This is a genomic window from Eubacterium sp. SB2 (assembly GCF_001244405.1).
GTDB lineage: Bacteria > Bacillota > Clostridia > Lachnospirales > Lachnospiraceae > Faecalicatena > Faecalicatena contortus_B.
On the sequence record NZ_LN865151.1, the window covers coordinates 287,495 to 303,911 of the forward strand.

The 16,417-nt window shown below is 46.3% G+C and carries 11 protein-coding genes, 1 other RNA gene and 1 other annotated feature; of the genes, 11 read left to right on the forward strand and 1 reads right to left on the reverse strand.

Annotation, left to right across the window (positions count from 1 at the left end; all coding sequences use genetic code 11):
• Positions 1–8: 8 nt before the first annotated feature.
• The 4 genes from BN1938_RS06200 (at position 9) to BN1938_RS06215 (ending at position 5,215) form a co-directional block, all read left to right on the forward strand.
• Complete coding sequence (locus BN1938_RS06200) at positions 9–1,307, forward strand: Na+/H+ antiporter NhaC family protein (RefSeq protein WP_050639766.1); 1,299 nt, start codon at positions 9–11, stop codon at positions 1,305–1,307.
• Positions 1,308–1,375: 68 nt separating this feature from the next.
• Positions 1,376–2,914: a threonine synthase gene (gene thrC / locus BN1938_RS06205; RefSeq protein ID WP_050639767.1), complete on the forward strand. Its 1,539-nt coding sequence runs from the start codon at positions 1,376–1,378 to the stop codon at positions 2,912–2,914.
• A gap of 3 nt (positions 2,915–2,917) precedes the next feature.
• Entirely contained in the window at positions 2,918–3,265 is a 348-nt protein-coding gene (locus BN1938_RS06210) for a hypothetical protein (protein WP_050639768.1), read from the forward strand.
• Positions 3,266–3,523: 258 nt separating this feature from the next.
• On the forward strand, positions 3,524–5,215 hold the full coding sequence (locus tag BN1938_RS06215) for a phosphoenolpyruvate carboxykinase (ATP) (protein ID WP_050639769.1): 1,692 nt from the start codon (positions 3,524–3,526) through the stop codon (positions 5,213–5,215).
• Between the two features lie 779 nt (positions 5,216–5,994).
• On the opposite strand, the gene BN1938_RS06220 is transcribed toward BN1938_RS06215, so the two are convergent.
• The gene (locus BN1938_RS06220) at positions 5,995–6,777 is read right to left on the reverse strand and encodes an EFR1 family ferrodoxin (protein WP_050639770.1); all 783 of its coding nucleotides are present in this window, start codon (positions 6,775–6,777) and stop codon (positions 5,995–5,997) included.
• Between the two features lie 162 nt (positions 6,778–6,939).
• On the opposite strand from BN1938_RS06220, the gene ssrS reads away from it, so the two are divergent.
• From ssrS to BN1938_RS06250, 7 genes are all read left to right on the forward strand, one after another.
• A non-coding RNA gene (gene ssrS / locus BN1938_RS23015) (6S RNA) lies at positions 6,940–7,118 on the forward strand.
• A gap of 221 nt (positions 7,119–7,339) precedes the next feature.
• Entirely contained in the window at positions 7,340–8,200 is an 861-nt protein-coding gene (locus BN1938_RS06225) for a YihY/virulence factor BrkB family protein (RefSeq protein WP_050639771.1), read from the forward strand.
• Positions 8,201–8,277: 77 nt separating this feature from the next.
• Positions 8,278–8,504, forward strand: a binding site (T-box leader).
• A 345-nt stretch (positions 8,505–8,849) separates the two neighbouring features.
• Positions 8,850–9,869 (forward strand): phenylalanine--tRNA ligase subunit alpha, encoded by a 1,020-nt coding sequence (gene pheS, locus BN1938_RS06230; RefSeq protein ID WP_050639772.1) that lies wholly within the window; start codon positions 8,850–8,852, stop codon positions 9,867–9,869.
• 64 nt (positions 9,870–9,933) lie between these two features.
• On the forward strand, positions 9,934–12,351 hold the full coding sequence (gene pheT, locus BN1938_RS06235) for a phenylalanine--tRNA ligase subunit beta (RefSeq protein ID WP_050639773.1): 2,418 nt from the start codon (positions 9,934–9,936) through the stop codon (positions 12,349–12,351).
• 122 nt (positions 12,352–12,473) lie between these two features.
• Positions 12,474–13,481: a signal peptide peptidase SppA gene (gene sppA / locus BN1938_RS06240; protein ID WP_050639774.1), complete on the forward strand. Its 1,008-nt coding sequence runs from the start codon at positions 12,474–12,476 to the stop codon at positions 13,479–13,481.
• 19 nt (positions 13,482–13,500) lie between these two features.
• On the forward strand, positions 13,501–14,526 hold the full coding sequence (gene queA, locus BN1938_RS06245; RefSeq protein WP_050640021.1) for a tRNA preQ1(34) S-adenosylmethionine ribosyltransferase-isomerase QueA: 1,026 nt from the start codon (positions 13,501–13,503) through the stop codon (positions 14,524–14,526).
• A gap of 550 nt (positions 14,527–15,076) precedes the next feature.
• A complete protein-coding gene (locus BN1938_RS06250; RefSeq protein ID WP_050639775.1) occupies positions 15,077–16,414 on the forward strand; it encodes an ABC transporter substrate-binding protein in 1,338 nt (445 codons plus the stop codon).
• Positions 16,415–16,417: the final 3 nt, after the last annotated feature.

A 16,417-nucleotide genomic window follows, 5' to 3' on the forward strand; every position in this document is an offset into this window, starting at 1 on the left:
GGTATGGAATGAGACAGGAAAGTACAAAAACAGAAGCAGATAGAGGAAGGGCTGTGGCGCTGCTGCCCATAGCCGTATTTCTTGTTATATTTCTGGGCGCGGGAATAGTGACCAAAGATTTTTATGCAATGCCGGCAATCGTAGGATTTTTGATAGCGCTGTTTGTGGCATTTATGCAGAATAAAACAGTAAGTTTTGGGGAAAAGATAAAAATCGTTGCATCAGGGGCAGGAGACGAGAATATTATCACAATGAGCCTGATCTTCTTATGTGCCGGCGGATTCTCCGGCGCTGTGACGGCGGCAGGCGGCGTGGAGAGCACGGTTAATTTCGGGCTCTCCATTCTTCCGGCAAGATTTGCCGTGGTTGGTCTGTTTGTGATTGGCTGCTTTATCTCGATTTCTATGGGAACTTCCATGGGGACGATTGCCGCTCTGGCTCCGATTGCAATCGGAATCTCGGAAAAGACAGGATTCTCTCTGGCAATCTGTATCGGTGCGGTCGTCTGCGGCGCCATGTTCGGAGACAACTTATCCATGATCTCGGACACGACCATTGCGGCAGTTAAGACACAGGGATGCGAGATGAAGGACAAGTTTAAAGCGAACTTTCTGCTGGTGCTTCCGGCCGCTGTTATTACAATTATTATTTTTCTGATTATTACCAGAGATGTACGTCTGAGCAGCACTACAATCATGGAGTATAATCTTTGGAAGGTGCTTCCTTATATATTGGTACTGGTGGGGGCGCTGATTGGAATCAATGTATTTCTGGTTTTGATCGGCGGCACGGTAATATCGCTGATTGTGGGTGTTGCAACAGGCAGTATAGCGGTGGCCGATTTGTTTAATGTAGTCGGAGACGGCGTGACCTCCATGTATGACATTACGGTGATCTCTATTATTGTTGCCTGCATTGTTGCTCTTGTAAAAGAATACGGGGGGATACATTTTATACTGAGACTGATTAAGAGCCGGATCAGAGGAAAACGAGGGGCGGAACTTGGCATTGCACTGCTTGCACTGTTTGTAGATCTGTGTACGGCTAATAATACGGTGGCGATTGTTATGGCAGGGCCGATTGCAAAGGAAATCAGTGATGAATATGAGATCGCCCCAAAACGTTCGGCCTCCCTGCTTGATATGTTTACCTCGGTGGGGCAGGGTATGATTCCCTACGGCGCACAGATGCTGTCGGCTGCAACCCTGACCGGCCTCACACCGTTCGATATCACCCCATATCTGTTTTACCCCATGCTGATGGCGGCGAGCGGAATTCTGTTTATTATATTTCGCAAACAAAATTGATAAAAACTAAAACATATGATATAATGCAGTGCAGTAACACAGCGAAGAAAGAAAAAGAGGGTAAGAGAATGAATCTATTATACAAAAGTACAAGGGATGCCAACAATACAGCGACCGCTTCCAAAGCAATTCTGAAGGGACTGGCCGAGGACGGCGGTCTGTTTGTGCCGGAGAGCATTCCAAAACTGGATGTAACAATGGACGACTTGAAGGATATGACCTATCAGGAGACTGCCTATGCGGTAATGAAGCAGTTTTTAACTGATTTTTCCGAAGACGAACTGAAGCACTGTATTAATTGCGCATATGACGAGAAGTTTGACACAGAAGTAATTGCGCCGCTGGTCAAGGTGGGGGATACTTATCACCTGGAACTTTTCCACGGAGCTACCATTGCGTTTAAGGATATGGCACTTTCCATCCTGCCGCACCTACTGACAACTGCAGCCAGGAAAAACCATGTAACAAAGGACATCGTCATCCTGACGGCAACCTCCGGGGATACAGGGAAGGCTGCTCTGGCGGGATTTGCGGATGTTCCTGGTACCAAGATCATTGTATTTTATCCAAAGGACGGTGTGAGCAGGGTACAGGAACTGCAGATGGTGACACAGAAAGGAAAGAATACATCCGTAGTTGCCATCCACGGCAACTTTGATAATGCCCAGAGCGGAGTAAAGGCTCTGTTCGAGGACCGGGAGCTGGAAAAAGAACTGGCTGATGCAGGATATCAGTTCTCTTCTGCTAACTCTATTAATATCGGCAGACTGGTGCCTCAGGTTGTGTATTATGTGTACGCGTATGCAAAACTTCTGCTGAATCAAGAGATTGAAGCGGGAGAAAAGATCAATGTGACCGTGCCCACGGGGAACTTTGGTAATATCCTTGCTGCATATTATGCAAAACAGATGGGGGTACCGATTGAGAAGCTGATCTGTGCATCCAATGAAAATAAAGTGCTGTTCGATTTCTTTAAGACAGGCAGATACGACAGGAACCGCGAATTTGTGCTGACCTCTTCCCCTTCTATGGATATACTTATTTCCAGCAATCTGGAGCGCCTGATTTACACGATTGCAGGCCAGGATGCACGGAAAAATGCCGCTCTCATGCAGCAGTTGAAGACAGAGGGGGCATACGAGATAACCCCGGACATGAAAGAAAAACTGGTTGATTTTATCGGCGGCTGTGCTTGTGACATGAAAGAAAAACTGGTTGATTTTATCGGCGGTTTTGCAGACGAAGAGGAGACAAAGGCGATCATCCGTGATACTTACCGGTCCACCGGCTATGTGATGGATACACATACGGCGGTAGCCGCCCATGTGTGCAAAGCATACAGGGAGGAGAGCCAAGATAGTGCAAAGGCGTTGATTGCATCAACTGCAAGTCCATATAAGTTTGCGAGAAGCGTTATGACAGCGATTGACGAGGGGTATGACGCCATGGATGAGTTCGCACTGATTGATGAACTGGAGAAAGTTTCCCAGGTTGATGTGCCTAAGGCAATCGAAGAAATCCGTAATGCAGAGATTCTGCATACAAGAGTATGCGATGCAGATAAGATGAAGGAAACCGTAAAAGAGATCCTGGGAGTAGAGGTGTAATATATGGAAGATATGTTTGGGGCGCTTAGCCTCCTGATTTTTGGCTGTGGCATCTATGGGCTGTATGCTTATGTGAAGATGAAAAAGGACGGACACATTAATGAAATCCTGCTGCTTGGCAAGGGAATCACGGAACAGATGTGCAGCAACAAAGAGGAATTTGTTCAAAAAGCTCTCCCTGCTGTTCTTGTATTTGGCATTTTCACAACCCTGTATGGAGCGGTGGATGCAATCCATTACTTTATATTTCCTATGAAAGTTTTGGATCTGATTACTATGGTGGTATTTCTTATTGTATTGATCTGGTATATGGTATTTACAACCAAGCTGAAGAAGAAATACTTTGAGTAGTTAGTGAAACATTTAACGAGGAAGTTGCAAAAATACGGATAAAAAGATATAAAATATCAATAAAAAGATATATATTCAGCGCGAAAATGCAAGATGCAATGCGGTATCTTGCATTTTCGCGCTTTTTTATATGCTTTTGCCCGAAAAAACGATGATAAATGAAACTGTGGCAGAGATGTCTTTCAATAAAACTGTTGACTTTTTATAACGAACATGAGATAATAGAACAAATTTCGATTTGAAGGAGGAAATTACACTATGTCAACAAAAGCATATTATCCAATTAGTGAAATTGGAAAAGGCAAACCAGGATTTTCAAAAACAAGATCCATTATTGAAGCAGCATTTTATGGAAACAATGTAGTTCCAGTTAACACATTAAAAGAGGCATACAATCTGGCGAAGAATTCTCCGGGAACAATCGTTACAGATATGCCCGTATATAGAGGTGAAGAATTTGGTCTGGATGCAGACGCTAAGGTGCTTTTATTCAATGACGGCGCAATTACAGGACGTTATGCCGCAGCACGCCGCATCGCAGGAGAACCTGGAGTAGACTGTGACAAATTAGACAAAGTGGCTATGGATGCTATCTACAGCGCCCGTTACAAAAAGTTGTATCATGCGACTGTATATGCAGGGCTTGACCCGGAATTCATGGTTAAGGTACACCTCCTGATTCCGGAAGGCGAAGAGAATATCATGTATTCCTGGATGCTGAACTTCCAGTATATGTCAGATGATTATGTAAAGATGTATAAAGAATCGGTTGCAGTTGGCGATGGAAAAGAACCAGACATCTATATCTTCTCCGATCCGCAGTGGACACCGGTTTCTCATCCGGGAGTTGACTACAGCTGCCTGAGCGATCCTCAGACACTGTGCTATTTCAACACAGATACCAACTGTGCATGCATCCTTGGTATGAGATACTTCGGAGAGCACAAAAAAGGAACACTTACTATGGTATGGGCGATTGCCAACCGCAACGGATACGCTTCCTGCCATGGCGGACAGAAAGAATACACACTGGCTGACGGAAGCAAATACGTTGCATCCGTATACGGTCTGTCAGGATCCGGTAAATCTACAATCACACATGCAAAGCATGACGGAAAGTACGATATCAAAGTTCTTCACGATGACGCTTTCATCATCAACACCGATACCTGTGCATCTATTGCGATTGAGCCGACTTACTTTGACAAGACGCAGGATTACCCGACAGGATGTGAAGACAACAAGTATCTGCTGACAGCGCAGAACTGCTCCGCAACACTTGACGAAGACGGAAAGATCCAGTTAGTAACAGAAGACGTAAGAAATGGTAACGGACGTGCTATCAAATCCAAATTATGGTCACCAAACCGTGTGGATAAGGTTGACGCTCCTGTTAACGCAATCTTCTGGATCATGAAAGATCCTACCATTCCGCCGGTAGTAAAATTAAAAGGAGCTTCCCTTGCATCCGTAATGGGAGCTACACTGGCAACAAAGAGATCTACAGCAGAGAGACTTGCTCCCGGCGTAGACCCGAACAAACTGGTAGTAGTACCATACGCAAACCCATTCAGAACCTATCCGCTGGCTAACGACTATGAGAAGTTCAAAAAATTGGTTGAAGAAAAGAACGTAGACTGCTACATCATCAACACAGGCGATTTCATGGGCAAGAAGGTACAGCCAAAAGACACCCTTGGAATCCTGGAAGCAATCGTAGAGAAAAAAGCAGACTTCCACAAATGGGGACCGTTCTCAGACATCGAGATCCTCGACTGGGAAGGCTTTGTACCGGATATGAATGATCCGGAATATGTCGGACAGCTGAAAGCACGTATGAACGACCGTGTCAACGAGATCAAAGCTTTCGAGACTGCAAAAGAAGGATATGACAAACTTCCGGATGATGCACTCGCAGCAATCCAGAAAGTAGTAGATGAGTTGAACTAACTCACGAGCTTTAGCCTCGGGAGTGGATGGGGGGGACGCCAAGCGGACTGTAAGACGCAGGGCTTCCCGCCTGTAAGGTCGGTTTAAAATCCTGACCGCTTAACGAAGAAGATCTAATAGAGCCAGAGGCGCCCGGAAGGGAACATCCGGCATGCGCTGAAAAAATTGATATTTTTTCAGCACAGGCCGGAATGAAACTTGATTTTGTGAATCAAGTTTCATCCCTTCCGGGCGTCTCTGGCTCTATAAGATCTTTTAATCGTCCGCTATATGGACGTTTTAAACCGACCTTACAGGCAGGAGGCCCCGCGCCTTACAGCCCGCTTGGCTGGCTCATCCAGCCGGCAGGAAAGACCGCGATCCCCCCGGTTGGGAACAGACGGGGGCGGCGGATGTATCCGGGCAGCCCATACACATCCGCTGGCCCCACTCCGGCATTCCCTCCGGGACGGTATTTTTACCTACCGGTCGGATGAGCCAGCCTGACGTGGGACGGGACGGGGGGCAGACGGAAGCATAGATCTGTTTGAGATACATATAGCGAGCTTAGCAGCAGTTAGAGGAAACACACAAAATCAGCCGGAGAAAAGTTGCTACCGAAGCAACTTTTCACTACGCCTGAGCCGTCCAATCATCAGATTGGGCGGTGAATGCGTAGGATTCCGGCTGATTTTGTGTGTTTCCTCTTACTGCTGCTTAGCACAGCGGCCAGTATTCAAACAGATCTATGCTTCCGTCTGCCCCCCGTCCCGTTCGACGTCAGGCGTTCCCTCCTCCGTTTACAAGAATACGTCAGCCGCCTTATCGTTCTGGCAGATTTTGTTCATTTTTTTGAATGCCATTTTTGTTTTTAAGTTGCCGAGATAACGTGCCTTTTGCTTACAGATACGGATGCACTTATGGCAGGTGATGCATTTCTTTTTGTTTATCTTTTTGGGGCTCTCGGCTGATATTGCACCTGCCGGACAGGACTTGGCACAGGCTCCGCATTCTGTACAGCGGTTTACGTCTACCTTTGGACAGAGCGGGGCACGGCGGTACTTTCTGTATGGCGTATTGCCTGGAACCTGGATGTTAAATTGATCGAAGGATTCTTCCTTCTTGATGCGGCGGTTCAGCTGAATACCAAAGTCTGCAATGATTTTCATGTCCGCTTTGTTCGGACGGCCGAGACCGGCGGAGCGTACGATGGAATGTTCTGTGGGGAATGCGGCGGCGCCGATTACTTTGAATCCGCGGTTTTCTACTTCTGTTTTGAGTTCCAGAAGCGCATCCTCATAATCACGGCATCCATATGTAGCGACCAGGGCGGCAGGAGTGTTGTCCCCGTTCAGGCCGTCAAAGTATTCCAGAAATGTTTTCGGCACGCGGCCGCTGTATACAGGAATACCAAATAAAACAAAATCATCTTTTTTAAACTGAAGAGGCGCTCTTTTCTCTTTGTGGATCGTAAGGTCAAAGGAGACGGATTTTAGATCAATATTTCTCGCAACTTCCATGATGACCTTTCGTGTTGTGCCTGTTGGACTGAAATAGACAAGCTTTAACTCATTCATTTTCATAAATTAAGACTCCTTTATCGAAATAAGTATACCATTAACTATATCATATAACAGCATAAAATGCACGGTTTCGAAATAAGAAATAATCACAAAAAAAGGAAATAAAAATAGCCATTAATAGCAGTTGTAAATTTTAGATAAATGGGGTATAATACTTTTAAAGAAAACCTGGAATGTTCGATAACCCTGTTATTTTGAACCTACAATACTTTAAACGGGATTCTTATATTTCTGTAATATGTCAAGCCTCCGATTAGCAGTGGAAGACAGAAAAGCAGATGCGGTTGCCCACCTAGCTGCGGCTAGGAGTCAAAATACAGGACCGGCATTTTGGGGAAACTTACTAAAGATAAAGACAGCTGTCAGCGTGCAGCTGTCTTTTTCTTTATCTTATCAGATAGTTCACCTGTTTCATATAAGGGGATGGAAGCGGTTATACTATTTCTAACAGAAAATATGGGAATGCCGTTAAATAGGGGATTCAGGGCTCTTTAGCTTGAATAAATTCTATCTTTATGGTATGATTTGAAAAGTTTATTAATAGGATAGGCAGGAGAACAGGATGAAGGGAAGAGTGAAAAATATTACACGAAAAATCAATAGACTGGCTTCTATATTGGGTTCACACCATACAGGGGCGTATGCGGCGCAGGCGGCATATTTTTTCGTGCTGTCTTTAATTCCTATTATACTGCTGCTTCTGACAATGGTACAGTTTACTCCGGTAACACGGCAGGATGTGATGTCTGCAGTAACGCAGGTGTTTCCAACGACTGTGGAAGGGCTGATCTCCTCCATCGTGGATCAGGTATACCGGCAGTCCAGTACGATCATTCCGGTGACCATAATCGTAGCTCTGTGGTCTGCGGGAAAGGGCGTGCTTGCGATGACATCGGGTATGAATTTGATTTATGAGAATACAGAGACCAGAAATTATTTTTACCTGAGGCTGCGTGCCTCCTTTTACACAGTCATATTCTTACTGGCGATCGTATTATCTCTGTCGCTTTCTGTATTCGGCAATAGTATTAGTATCATAGTATATAAGCATGCCCCGGTATTGACGACGATTATGGATTTTTTGATCCGTATCAGAACACTGTTGACTCTGGTGGTTCTGACTTTATTCTGGGATATGGTCTATAAGTACCTGCCTAACAGGACTAACCTGTCCAAGACAACCATGAAACAGCAGCTCCCGGGTGCGGTGTTTACTTCCTGCGGATGGCTGTTAATTTCCTTTATATTTTCCGTTTATCTGGATATTTTCACAGGATTTTCCAGTATGTACGGCAGCCTTACAACAATTATACTGATCATGCTGTGGCTGTATGTCTGCATGTATGTCATTCTCCTTGGCGGAGAACTGAACGCCCTGCTGGAAGGCCTGGAGGAGAGACGAGAAGACAGAATGAGAAAATAAGAAAATCCTTGACAATAAAAAACCTTGTGATACAATAATAAAGTAAATCCGATATAATATAAGATATATCAGAATAGAAAAAAGCGATAACCGTGTATAGTAGAGAACCATTTTCTATCAGAGAGAGAAAATCACTGGCTGCAAGTTTTCTTTAGTTCAGATGGCAATCGAAATTCCCACGATAGCTGCATTTTTGAACCAACAGTAGAGAATGCCGTATGTTGTACGTTACACAAAGCTAAGAGCCTGCAGGAATACTGTGGGAATTAGGGTGGTACCGCGAGTGTAGAACTTCGTCCCTTTCCGGGGATGGAGTTTTTTTATGATATAGGAAATTCCTTTGGAATTTCCTATATCATAAAAAAACTCCGGGGGATGCACACGCCGCGATAAGGTATATAGCCGCAAGGCGGCATCGCAGCGGCGCCAAAGTGTGCAAGCCTCTCATGAGTGAGGGGATGGGGAATTAAGGTGGGCTTGCCCACTTTGTTCTCTTAATTGGAAAGATCGCCTATAAGATAAAAAGGCCCTCCCGGCGGGATACCCTAATGATTTTGGGATGTTTTATTAAAAAGAGATACAGGTGAAGCGCTGTCTGAGACGCAGTTTATGAGAGGCTGCTGCGTCCGCTAAGAAAGGAGAATGCTAAATGAAAGAGAGATTGGAGCGAATCAAAGAGGAAGCGATTGCACAGATTCAGGCATCGGATGTTCCGGAGAAATTGAATGATGTGCGGGTTAAATTCCTTGGAAAGAAAGGGGAGCTGACCGCTGTCCTGAAGGGAATGAAAGATGTGGCGCCGGAGGACAGGCCGAAGGTGGGGCAGCTTGTGAATGAGACAAGAGCGGCGATCGAGGCCGTGCTGGAAGAGTCCAAAACAAAGATGGAACGTATTCTGAGGGAAGAGAAGCTGAAAGCGGAAGTCATTGATGTGACACTGCCCTCTAAGAAAAATATGGTTGGCCACAGACATCCGAACACAATAGCCCTGGAAGAAGTGGAAAACATTTTCGTGGGTATGGGCTACGAGGTTGTGGAAGGCCCGGAAGTAGAATATGATCTGTACAATTTCGAGAAGCTGAATATTCCGGCGGACCATCCGGCAAAGGACGAACAGGATACCTTCTATATCAATAAAGAGATTGTACTGCGTACCCAGACTTCTCCGGTACAGGCGCGTGTGATGGAACAGGGGAAACTGCCGATCCGCATGATTGCACCGGGCAGGGTATTCCGGTCTGATGAAGTGGATGCGACACATTCTCCGTCTTTCCACCAGGTTGAGGGGCTTGTCATTGATAAAAACATTTCCTTCGCCGATTTAAAGGGCACGCTGGAGGTATTTGCAAAAGAATTGTTCGGACCGGATACAAAGACCAAATTCCGTCCGCACCATTTCCCGTTCACGGAGCCAAGCGCGGAAGTGGATGTGAGCTGCTTCAAATGCGGCGGCAAGGGATGCCGATTCTGCAAGGGCAGCGGGTGGATTGAGATTCTCGGCTGTGGAGTGGTACATCCGCATGTACTGGAAATGTGCGGCATAGACCCTGAGGAATATTCCGGCTTTGCATTTGGTATGGGACTGGAGCGTATTGCCCTGTTAAAATATGAAATCGACGATATGAGGCTGCTGTATGAGAATGACATCCGTTTCCTGAAACAGTTCTAGAACAGACAGCGGGTATGGAAAGTATATTGGATAATATGAAGAAGCAGAAAGAGAGGAAATAAGATTGAATACTTCATTATCATGGATTAAAGCGTATGTTCCTGATTTGGATGTAACTGCGCAGGAGTATACAGATGCAATGACATTGTCCGGAACAAAGGTAGAAGGCTACGAAGTGCTGGATGCGGATCTGGACAAGATTGTGATCGGACAGATCGACAAGATTGAAGGACATCCGGACGCAGATAAGTTAATCGTCTGCCAGGTGAATGTAGGGAACGAAATATTACAGATTGTTACTGGTGCGGACAATGTCCACGAGGGGGATAAGGTACCGATTGTGCTGGACGGCGGAAGAGTGGCCGGAGGACATGACGGTTCTAAGACTCCCGGAGGAATTAAGATTAAAAAGGGCAAACTCCGCGGCGTGGAGAGCTGCGGGATGATGTGCTCCATTGAGGAACTGGGCTCCACGAAGGAAATGTATCCGGATGCTCCTGAAAGCGGTATCTATATTCTGCCTGAGGATGCGGAGATTGGGGCCAGTGCGGTGGAGGCATTGGGTCTCAATGATGTGGTTTTCGAGTATGAGGTGACATCAAACAGAGTGGACTGCTACAGCGTGATTGGAATTGCAAGAGAAGCTGCGGCTACATTTCGCAAGGAATTTCATCCTCCTGTTGTAAAAGAGACAGGCAACGAAGAGGACGTCAACGATTATATAAAGGTAAGCGTGGAAAATACAGACCTCTGTCCGCGTTACTGTGCAAGAGTTGTGAAAAATATTAAGATCGGCCCGTCACCGGAATGGATGCAGAGAAGGCTGGCATCTGTGGGAATCCGCCCGATCAATAATCTGGTCGATATTACGAACTATGTAATGGAAGAGTACGGACAGCCGATGCATGCCTATGACCTGGATACCATTGCGGGACGCCAGATTGTCGTTAAGACCGCACAGGATGGGGACAAGTTCACAACCCTTGACGGGCAGGAAAGAAAGCTGGACAAAGATGTGCTGATGATCTGCGATGGTGAGAAAGAGATCGGCATCGCAGGAATCATGGGCGGGGAAAATTCCATGATAACAGACGATGTACAGACGATGCTGTTTGAGGCGGCCTGCTTCGACGGGGTAAATATCCGGAAGTCCAGCAAGAGAGTAGGGCTGCGCACGGATGCATCCGGCAAGTTTGAAAAGGGACTGGATCCGAACAATGCCAAAGCTGCAATTGACCGTGCCTGCCAGCTGGTAGAAGAGATGGGGGCAGGAGAAGTAGTGGGCGGAACCGTAGATGTATACGGGAAAGTAAAAGAACCGGTCAGAGTGCCCTTTGACGCTGCAAAGATCAATGCATTGCTGGGAACAGAGATAGCAGAAGAGGAAATGCTTGGTTATTTCGGAAAAATCGGCCTGGAATATGACGCCGCAGCAAAAGAAGTGATTGCACCAACCTTCCGTCACGATTTGTTCTGCCTGGCGGATCTGGCAGAGGAAGTTGCCAGATTTTACGGATATGACAACATCCCGACCACTCTGCCCAGCGGAGAGGCAACGGCAGGAAAGCTCTCCTTTAAGCTCAAAGTGGAAGAAGTGGCAAGAGACATTGCAGAATTCTGCGGTTTCAGCCAGGGAATGAGTTACTCCTTTGAAAGTCCGAAAGTATTTGATAAATTACTGCTTCCGGCGGATTCTGTGCTCAGAAATACAGTAGAGATCATGAACCCGCTCGGGGAAGATTACAGTGTCATGCGAACAACATCCCTGAACGGAATGCTGACCTCGTTGGCAACAAACTACAACCGCAGAAACAAAGACGTACGTCTGTATGAATTAGGTAATATTTATCTTCCGAAGCAGCTTCCCCTGACAGAACTGCCTGAGGAACGTATGCAGTTTACACTGGGAATGTACGGGAACGGTGACTTTTTCAGCATGAAGGGCGTAGTGGAAGAATTTTTTGAGAAAATCGGCATGAAACAGAAAGAAACCTACGACCCGAATGCCGGGAAGCCATATCTTCATCCTGGCCGTCAGGCAAACATCATCTATGAGGGCAAAATCGTTGGATATCTTGGTGAGGTACATCCGGAGGTGGCCGACCATTACGGGATCGGAGAGCGTGCATATGTGGCAGTGATTGATATGCCGGAGATACTGGAGTATGCTACATTTGACAGAAAATATTACGGAATTGCAAAGTATCCTGCGGTTACCAGGGACATCAGTATGGTGGTTCCGAAGAACATCCTGGCGGGACAGATTGAAGAAGTCATCGAGAAGAAGGGAGGCTCTTATCTGGAGCGTTATGCGCTGTTCGACTTGTATGAGGGAGCCCAGATTAAACCTGGTTTCAAATCAATTGCATATTCTATCGTATTCCGTGCAAAGGATAAGACTCTGGAGGAATCTGATGTGGCAGCAGCCATGAAGAAGATTCTGAGCGCGCTGGAGGAGATGGGAATCGAACTGAGACAGTAGGGTGTGTTAAACCATCCATGTGCCCGGCTGAGTGTCCCGCCTGACGGGGCTTTCAGACGGGCACAGTGAATTAAAAACACATTTTGTACTTTCTATATATTAATAGAAGAAAGGCAGATCACATGAAAAAGAAAAATCATACTGCGGAGATTATAATTGCAGTTGTTATTGCGGCAATCCTGATCGTGGCAGTCTTTGCCAGGCTCGTGGTGAGAACTTTATTTTATACGGCGGACCCTTCCGCGCAAGAGTCCTCGGAGTGGGTTCTGACCGGAGGAAATATGTCAATCACGCTGCCAACGGAGCCGTATGTGGGGATTGTCAGTGTCTACGGCACAATCGAACCGCAGGCCAGGACCGGTATGTTCGACCAGCCGCAGAGCTACCAGCATCAGGCATTGATGGACTATATCGATGCCATGATGTATGATTCAAATAACAGCGGGATTCTGCTGGATGTGGATTCACCGGGTGGAACAACCTACGAGGGTGTGGAACTCTATGACAAGATTGCAGAGTATAAAGACACAACGGGACGGCCGGTATGGACATACATGAATCATTACGGCGCCTCCGCCGCTTATTATATTGCTGCGCCCTCGGACAGGATTGGCGCGAATAAAGGAACCTTGACGGGATCCATCGGGGTGATTATGTCCGGCTACGATCTGTCCGGTTTGTATGAGAAGCTGGGTATCAAATATTACAGTGTGACAACCGGGGACAACAAAGACATGAGCAGTCCCGACGAGGAACAGCTGGAGATCTACCGGGATATTATTGAGGAAGAATATGACCGATTCGTAGGCGCTGTGGCCCAGGGCAGAGGGATGCCGGAAAAAGCGGTCAGAGAACTGGCTGACGGACGCCCCTATTCCGCACAGCAGGCCCTGGATAACGGTCTGATTGATGAGATCACCACATTTGAGGATCTGGCCGTGGAAATGCAGTATGAGGTTGGCAACACTACATTTTACCAGCCGGATATGAAAGAGACGGCGCTGGCCTCTCTTTTTGGCAGGGCGGAAGATATCCTGCCCAAATCGGACATGCAGGTGCTGAGCAGTCTGACAGAAAAATACGGGAGCGGCGTCCTGATGTCCTATGCAGGGCAGACGGTTCCCGAATAGCAGAAAGAAGGATTTAAAGTTGAAGACAAGTGATTTTTATTATGAACTGCCGCAGGAGCTGATAGCCCAGGACCCGCTGGAGGACAGATCCGGTTCCAGACTACTGGTTTTGGATAAAGAGACCGGAGAGACGAAACACCGGCATTTCAAAGACATCATTGAATACCTGAACCCGGGGGACTGTCTGGTGATCAATGACACCAAAGTGATACCTGCCAGACTGATTGGCTCCAAAGTAGGCACGGATGCAAAGATAGAGGTACTGCTGCTGAAACGGAAAGAAAATGATGTGTGGGAGACCCTTGTGAAACCGGGCAGAAAGGCAAAACCTGGGACGAAAATCAGTTTCGGGGATGGTATCCTGATGGGCGAAGTGGTGGATGTAGTGGACGAGGGAAACCGGCTGATACATTTTGCGTATGAAGGTATATTTGAGGAAATACTGGACCGGCTGGGGCAGATGCCGCTTCCGCCTTATATTACACATCAGCTGCAGGATAAGGATCGGTATAATACGGTGTATGCCGTGCATGAAGGCTCCGCTGCGGCGCCTACGGCCGGGCTGCATTTTACCCCGCAGCTTTTGGAGGACATCGGAAAAAAGGGCGTGGATATCGCCAGAGTAACACTCCATGTGGGGCTGGGGACTTTCCGGCCTGTAAAGGTGGAGGAAGTCACGGATCATCATATGCATTCCGAGTTCTATCTTATTGATGAAGATGCTGCGGATAAAATCAACCGCGCGAAGGAACAGAAAAAACGCGTGATCTGCGTTGGGACGACCAGCTGCAGGACCATAGAGTCTGCAGCAGGGGAGGATGGAAGGCTGAAGGCGTGCAGCGGCTGGACGGAAATCTTTATTTATCCGGGTTATCGGTTTCAGGTGCTGGATGGACTGATCACGAATTTCCACTTGCCGGAATCAACTTTGATTATGCTGGTGTCTGCACTGGCGGGAAGGGAGCATGTGCTGGCGGCTTATGAGGAGGCAGTCAGGGAAGAATACAGATTTTTTAGTTTTGGCGACGCAATGTACGTGATGTGAGAAAACATTCATTTAAACTCGTTTATAATCTCAAAATTAAAGGCAAAAAACTGCAAAGGCGCATTACTAATTGCTTTACCGAATATCTCGGTTGTCAGAGTTACGGAGGTATTTATAGATATGAGTGATAATGTTACTTCAAAATATGATCTTGGGTTAAGCCGTATTCACCCGGCTTCACTCGGAACATGAGATACGGGCAGGGCACATCACAGGAAATCCTTCCGTGGTCGTCTAGCCTCCTGGATAATTGACGCAGTAATCAGAAATAGTAACAGATGAAAATCCCCCAGTAAGATCAATACTGGGGGATTTTTCTTTATTAAGATACGGGTTATTACTTACTAACAAATAAAGTCTCACATCTTATAAATGTTTTTATTGTTTCATGGGCAATGGAAATATTCGTATTAAAAATGGAAAAATTGACACAGGAAAGAAAAATCTTATTTGAGACAGAATATGTACATTTTTAATTGCGGATTTATCCATGTAAATAAACGCTGGTGAAGTGTTAAGATGTGTATATCAAAAAAAGGAGGATACAGAAATGAAAAGGAAAAAAGTCATTGCTCTATTCGCTGTTTTAATAATGGCAATAGGAGCACTCGGCGGATGTAACGGCCAGGAGAAATCCGACCAAAACAAGCAAGAGTCAAAAGTGGAAACTGATACGAAAACAGGGGACAAGCCCTATGATGGCGTGAAACTTACGATGCAGGTGGAGAATGGTCTGGAACCAGCAGGATATGAGGCGGTGATAGAGCTGGCAAAGGAAAAGCTGGGGATAGAAGTAGCGGTGGAAACACGTTCCAGCGGAGACGAAGGGAATAACATCGTGAAAACACGGCTGGCATCGGGAGATATGGCAGATATTTGTGTATACTCTTCAGGCGCCATGCTGGCAGCATTAAATCCGGGAGAATACTTTATTGATATGACGGATTCTGAGGCTGCTTCGGCATTAGATGATAACTTCATTCAGGCGGCCAGTGTGGATGGCGTGCTTTATGGCGTTCCATTGTCAAGCAGCTCTTTTGGAGGAGTCATGTATAACAAAGACATCTATGAGAAATATGACCTTCAAATCCCCGTGACCTGGGATGAATTCATGGAAAATTGTGATACGATTAAAGAAGCAGGAGATACAGCGCTTATAGGCTCTTTCGGAGAAAACTGGACTTCACAGGTTCCGTTTCTGGTAGATAATTATGAACTTCTTCAGGAAGAACCTGATTTTCCGGAAAAATTTACACAGGGAACAGTTAAATATGCAGATTCAAAGGCCGGAGTTAGAAGCTGGGAAAAGCTTACCGAATTGACCCCTTATTATAACGCGGACTATCTGGCAACAAATTATAATGATGCCTGCGATATGCTGGTAAATGGAGAGGGAGCACATTACATCATGACAAGTGCGGCGCTTCGCAATATCTATACTTTGTATGGAGACAAGGTAAATGACATTGGCTTTTTTGCTTATCCGGGGGATGAGGAAGATAAAACAGGTGTGACTATATTTACAGCAGCGGCTCTCTATGGCAATAAGGATAGTGATAATGTTGACGCAGTAAAAGCATTTATGGAGTGGTGGTTATCAGACGAAGCAATCGATGCCTATGTTTCAAAAGTTCTTCCTGACGGCCCATTCCATAATGGTTATCAACTGCCGGAAGATGCGTTTGATGCGGTAAAAGATTCCCAAAAATATATAGAAGAAGGACGGGCAGTGCTGGCTATGGAAGCATTATCGCCTGTGAAGGGAGCAAACTGTCCTGCACTCTGCCAGGAGCTCGGATCCGGACAATCAACACCGGAAGAGACCGCAAAAGCATATGATGAAGATTGTAAGAAGCAGGCCGTGCAGCTTGGACTAGACTGGAAATAGACA

Excerpts from the sequence above, each read along its gene's own strand:
- thrC (WP_050639767.1), top strand. The coding sequence starts at position 1,376 with ATGAATCTATTATACAAAAGTACAAGGGATGCCAACAATACAGCGACC.
- sppA (WP_050639774.1), top strand. The coding sequence starts at position 12,474 with ATGAAAAAGAAAAATCATACTGCGGAGATTATAATTGCAGTTGTTATT.
- BN1938_RS06225 (WP_050639771.1), top strand. The coding sequence starts at position 7,340 with ATGAAGGGAAGAGTGAAAAATATTACACGAAAAATCAATAGACTGGCT.
- BN1938_RS06220 (WP_050639770.1), bottom strand. The coding sequence starts at position 6,777 with ATGAAAATGAATGAGTTAAAGCTTGTCTATTTCAGTCCAACAGGCACA.
- BN1938_RS06200 (WP_050639766.1), top strand. The coding sequence starts at position 9 with ATGAGACAGGAAAGTACAAAAACAGAAGCAGATAGAGGAAGGGCTGTG.
- pheS (WP_050639772.1), top strand. The coding sequence starts at position 8,850 with ATGAAAGAGAGATTGGAGCGAATCAAAGAGGAAGCGATTGCACAGATT.
- BN1938_RS06250 (WP_050639775.1), top strand. The coding sequence starts at position 15,077 with ATGAAAAGGAAAAAAGTCATTGCTCTATTCGCTGTTTTAATAATGGCA.
- BN1938_RS06215 (WP_050639769.1), top strand. The coding sequence starts at position 3,524 with ATGTCAACAAAAGCATATTATCCAATTAGTGAAATTGGAAAAGGCAAA.
- BN1938_RS06210 (WP_050639768.1), top strand. The coding sequence starts at position 2,918 with ATGGAAGATATGTTTGGGGCGCTTAGCCTCCTGATTTTTGGCTGTGGC.